Annotated in this window: 3 protein-coding genes; 1 reads left to right on the top strand and 2 read right to left on the bottom strand. The window is 73.5% G+C overall.

Annotation, left to right across the window (positions count from 1 at the left end):
* Positions 1–128 precede the first annotated feature (128 nt).
* Together ABT247_RS31620 and ABT247_RS31615 are read right to left on the bottom strand one after the other, a co-directional pair.
* On the bottom strand, positions 129–2,603 hold the full coding sequence (locus tag ABT247_RS31620) for a glycosyltransferase family 39 protein (protein WP_350749585.1): 2,475 nt from the start codon (positions 2,601–2,603) through the stop codon (positions 129–131).
* Positions 2,604–2,719: 116 nt separating this feature from the next.
* The gene (locus ABT247_RS31615) at positions 2,720–3,841 is read right to left on the bottom strand and encodes an alpha/beta hydrolase (RefSeq protein WP_350749582.1); all 1,122 of its coding nucleotides are present in this window, start codon (positions 3,839–3,841) and stop codon (positions 2,720–2,722) included.
* 280 nt (positions 3,842–4,121) lie between these two features.
* Here ABT247_RS31615 and ABT247_RS31610 point away from each other — a divergent pair.
* Positions 4,122–5,072, top strand: a 951-nt coding sequence (locus tag ABT247_RS31610; RefSeq protein ID WP_350749579.1) for a S1 family peptidase, incomplete at its 3' end; no start/stop codon positions are given.

The following is a 5,072-nucleotide window of genomic DNA, read 5'->3' as shown; positions in this document are numbered from 1 at the left end:
GGCGCGCCGCGCCGCCGCGCCCCCACCCCCCGCGCAGCTGGCGGGGGTGGGGGGGGCCCACCCGCACCCCCCCGGGGGGCGGGGGGCCCCCCCCCCCCGCGCCCCCCCCCCCCCCGGGGGAGGCGGAGTCAGGAGGTCGGGGCCGTCAGGTCGTAGAAGGTCGCTCCGCCGACCGTCCTGGCGGTGAAGTGGCTGGTGACCCAGGACTCGATCTGCGCGGACTCGGTCTCCTGGCCGCTCTCGCCACCCTCACCGGCACCGGCACCGGCACCGGCACCGGCTCCGGCACCGGCACCGGCACCGAAGCCGCGGTGCGAGCCGCCGCCGATGAACCAGTGCACCTTGCCCTCCTGGACGTACTTCTGGAAGCCGGCCAGGCTGAGCGAGGGGTCCGTCCCGTTGAAGCCGCCGAGCGCCATCACCGGCTTGCCGGTGGCCAGCTGGTAGCTGGCGGCGTTCTGCGAGCCGGTCGTGGCGGCCGCCCACGTGAAGCGGTCGGCGTCCTGGGAGAGCAGCGCCGCGGCCTCGTCGCTGACCTTGGTGCCGCCGAGCAGGCCGCCCATGCCGCCGCCCGCTGCGCCGCCCTGGCCGCCGGAGGAACCGCCGGGAGCGCCGTCCGAGCCCCCCGGGGCCTGCGCGCCGGGGAAGCCGGGGAGGCCGGGGAGGCCGCCGGCCATGCCGCCGGCGAAGCCGTTCCTGCCGTGCGTGCCCTGGCCGCCGCCACGGCCCTGGCTGCCCTGGCCGCCCTGGCCGTTGAGACCACCCACGCCGCCCTGACCGAAGCCGCCCTGGCCGCCCTGGCCGCCCTGGCCGCCTTGGCCGAACATCCGGCCGTTGCCCGGGAAGCCCTGGCCGCCCCTGCGCCCGCCGCCGCCCGGCCCGAAGGCGCCCTTCACCCCGGGGCCGGCGGTGACGATCGAGCCGGTGTGCGCGGTGTCCACGGTGTCCACCGCGTACGCCGCCGGACCGCCGAGCGCCGCCGCCAGGCCCACCACGCCCGCCACCGAGGCGATCCGGGCGCCCGTCCGGCCGGACACCCGCCCGGCGACCTGTCCGGCCACCAGCGCCGCCGCCGCGACCAGGCCGCCCGCCAGCACCGCCCAGCGCAGCCAGGGCAGGAAGTCGGAGCTGCGCCCGAGCAGGACGAACGCCCAACCAGCCGTCACCGCGAGCACGCCCGCTAGCAGCAGTGCGTACGGCAGCCGGTGCCGGGCCCGCCACAGCCCGTCCACGCCCATGCCGACCAGTGCCGCGATCGCCGGGGCGAGCGCCACCGTGTAGTACTGGTGGAAGATCCCGGACATGAAGCTGAAGATCAGCGCGGTGGAGACCAGCCAGCCGCCCCAGACCAGGAAGGCCGCGCGGGCGGTGTCCGGTCGGGCGTAGCGGCGGGTCGCCCAGAGGCCGACCACCAGCAGGATCAGCGCGGCCGGCAGCAGCCAGGCGATCTGCCCGCCGATGTCCGAGCCGAACAGGCGGGTGATGCCGGTCTGGCCCCAGCCGCCTCCGCCGCCCCGCATCCCGCCGCGCGCCGCCCCGCCGGGCAGGTCGAGCCCGGCGGGCAGGTTGGCCCCGAAGGAGCGGGCGCCGCCGCCCACGCTGCCGCGCTCGTTGCCGTCGACCCGGCCGAGGCCGTTGTAGCCGAAGGTGAGCGAGAGGAAGTCGTTGTCCTGCGAGCCGCCGACGTACGGGCGGGCCGAGGCGGGCAGCAGCTCGACGATCGCCACCCACCAGCCGCCGGAGACGAGGAGCGCGAGGCCCGCGAGCAGGGTCTGGCGGACCCGCCGCCAGAAGCCGGTGGGCGCCACGACCAGGTAGATCACCGCGAAGGCGGGCAGGATCAGGAACGCCGCCAGCGTCTTGGTGAGGAAGGCGCAGCCGAACATCGCCCCGGTGAACAGCAGCCAGCGGGTGCTCGCCGTCTCGATCGCCCGGACCAGACCGTACGCGGACAGGGTGAGCAGCAGCACCAGGAGCGCGTCGGGGTTGTTGAAGCGGAACATCAGCGCGGCGACCGGGGTCAGCGCCAGTGCGGCGCCGGCCAGTAGGCCGCCGAGCGGGGAGAAGCGGCGGCGCACCGTCGCGTACAGCACGCCGACGGTGGCGGCGCCCATCAGCGCCTGCGGGGCGAGGACGGACCAGGAGGAGAGGCCGAAGATCCGGGCCGAGAGGGCCATCGGCCACAGCGACGCCGGGGGCTTGTCGACGGTGATGAAGCTGGCGGCGTCGGAGGAGCCGAAGAAGAAGGCCTTCCAGCTCCGGCTGCCGGCCTGGACGGCGGCCGAGTAGAAGGCGTTGGCCCACCCGGAGGCGCTCAGGCCCCACAGGTAGAGGACGGCGGTCGCGGCCAGCAGCGCCAGCAGGGCCGGGCGCACCCAGCGCGGGTCGTCCGCGCGGCCTCGCCAGGTGCGGGCCGGGAGGGTGCGCAGCCGTCCGGACCAGGAGGCGACGCCCTTCGGGCCGGTGGGCGGCAGGGCCTGCTCGGGGAAGAGCGGCGCCGGCGCCGGCCGGTCGGCGGCCGGCTGCGGCACCTCCGGTGGCGGGTAGTTCGCGGCCTCGGGCCACGGGTCGCCGGCTGGAGGGGAGTAGCTGCTCGTGGTCATGCGCCATACCGTGCGTGGCGCGACTGAGAGAACCGTGAGACGGGGCTGTGAGACGCGTGTGATCTGTCCGGTTTCACCCGGAGGGGCGAGGTCTTCGCGCGCTCTTCACCCGGGGGTCACGCGGCGGGCGGCATGGTGATGTGCCGGCCCAGCCATTCCAGGGCCGGGGGGATCTCCCGGGTCCAGGTGTGGAAGTTGTGGCCGGCGGTGTCCAGGGTGATGGTCGACATCTTGGTGGGGGCCTTGAAGGCTCCGACCATGGCCTGGGTCTCGGCGTAGTTGTTCTCGTCGTTGGCGGTGGTCAGCAGCAGGTTGACCGGGACGGGCGGCTGGTTCTTCAGCCGCCACAGCAGGTCGTTCTCCTGCTTCAGCTTGTCGCTGCCGCCGAACAGGTCGCCGGTGGTCGGGTCGTGGGCCGCGCTGTAGTAACCGGAGAGGGCGATCGCCGAGGGGTAGGAGTCGGGCTTGCGCAGCGCGAACTTGAGCGCGCAGTAGCCGCCGGTGGAGTTGCCGATCACGGCCCGGTTGGCCGGGTCGGTGCCGATCCGGTAGGCCGTCGCCAGGGCCTTGGGCAGGTCGGTGGTGAAGAAGGTCTCCACCTGCGGGCCGTTCGGCACGTCCACGCACTCGGTGTCGCGGTCGCCGACGAGGGTGGGGCGGGTCATCACCAGGATCGTCGGCGGCAGCTTCTTCCGCTCGATCGCGTCGAGGGCGGAGGCCGGGTACTGCATCAGCGAGATCAGCTTCTCCGGGATGCCCGGGTACCCGGAGAGCACCAGGGCCATCGGGAAGCGCTGCTTGGCGAAGCCCGGCTGGAAGTACTGCGGCGGCAGGTAGACGTACGCCTCGGTGCTCAGGCCGCTGCCGGCTCCTTTGACGTCGATCTTCTGGATCAGCCCGGAGCGCTCGGGATCCGAGCCCTGGGCCGAGTAGAAGCTCTGCTGGCCGGTGACGGCCACGCCGGCGGCGTTCGGCGAGTGGTCCACGACCGTGCCCAGCCCGCCGCTGGTGCCGAGCAGGTCGGTCCAGGAGCTGTAGAACCCGAAGTAGCTGTTGGCGATCAGGCCCATCGCGGCCAGCACCGACACCTGGGTGGCCAGGAACGCGCCGATCCGGCCCAGCCAGGCCTTCCAGCCCTTCCCGCCGAACCGCGGCCAGAGCCACATGGTGGCGGCGAAGACGAGGACCGCGATGACCGAGACGGCGATCTGCAGGGGGAGGCCGGTGAGACTGAGCACGGGCCCGATCGTAGTTGACCCCGGCCGCGGGTCCGGAGGGCCCCCGTCGGTGATCGTCCGCCGGCAGCTGCGGCGGGCACTGCAGGCGCCGGGCAGTGCCGTCGGCCGTGCCCGTAACGGGCATACCGGGACGGGAAGTTGCCGAAGGCCGTCACAACACCGGATACCCGGTGGCGAGTTCGGCCAGAACGGTTGACCCCTTGAGGTGGCCATGGCACCTTCGTGCGGCGCGGGCGTCGGCGACCAGTCGTGCGCCCCGCGATCCCCCACAAGGAGAGCCATGTTCAAGAGACTTGCCGCGATGGCCGGTACGAGTGCCGTCGTCGCGAGCGGGCTGGTGCTGGCGGCCGCCCCCGCGCACGCCGTCCGGGCGGCCGACCTGACGTCGACCATCGCCCTGGACGACTGCTCGGCCGCGCTGGTCCGGTTCCCCGCCTCGGTGGACGGCGACCGGGCGATGATGCTGACCAACGGGCACTGCCTGCCCTCCATGCCGTCGGCCGGCGAGGTCATCCAGAACGCGAGCGCCAGCCGCAGCGGCACCCTGCTGGACGGTGCGGGCAACACCCTCGGCACCGTCCGCGGCGACCAGGTGATCTACGCCACGATGACCGGCACCGACGTCGCGCTCTACCGCCTCACCGACACCTTCGGGTCGCTCAGCTCCAAGTACGGCGTCACCGCGCTGACCATCAACGACGCCCACCCCACCAACGGCGCCGCGATGTACATCCCGTCCTCGTACTGGAAGCAGGTCTGGAACTGCTCCGTCAACGGGTTCGTACCGACCCTGCGCGAGGACCAGTGGACCTGGCACGACTCGCTGCGCTACAACTCCGGCTGCAACACCACCCACGGCACCTCCGGCTCGCCGATCATCGACTCCTCCAGCGGGCGGATCATCGGCATCAACAACACCGGCAACGACGACGGCGCCATGTGCACCCTCAACAACCCCTGCGAGGTCGCCGCCGACGGCACCACCACCGTCACCAAGGGCCAGAGCTACGGCGAGGAGACGTACTGGTTCACCACCTGCCTGAACTCCGCCCGCGCCGTCGACCTGACCGTCCCCGGCTGCCTGCTCACCAAGCCGGGCGGCACCGGCTCCTCCGTCACGGTCAGCAGCCCCGGTGACCAGTCCACCGCGGTGGGTGGTTCGGTGAACCTGCAGATCAAGGCGTCGGGTGGGACGGCTCCGCTGTCGTACTCGGCTTCCGGGCTGCCGGCG

Source organism: Kitasatospora sp. NPDC001539 (assembly GCF_040298565.1).
Taxonomy (GTDB): domain Bacteria; phylum Actinomycetota; class Actinomycetes; order Streptomycetales; family Streptomycetaceae; genus Kitasatospora.
Note: the sequence above shows the minus strand (reverse complement) of the source record. Positions and strands in the feature narration are given on the sequence as shown.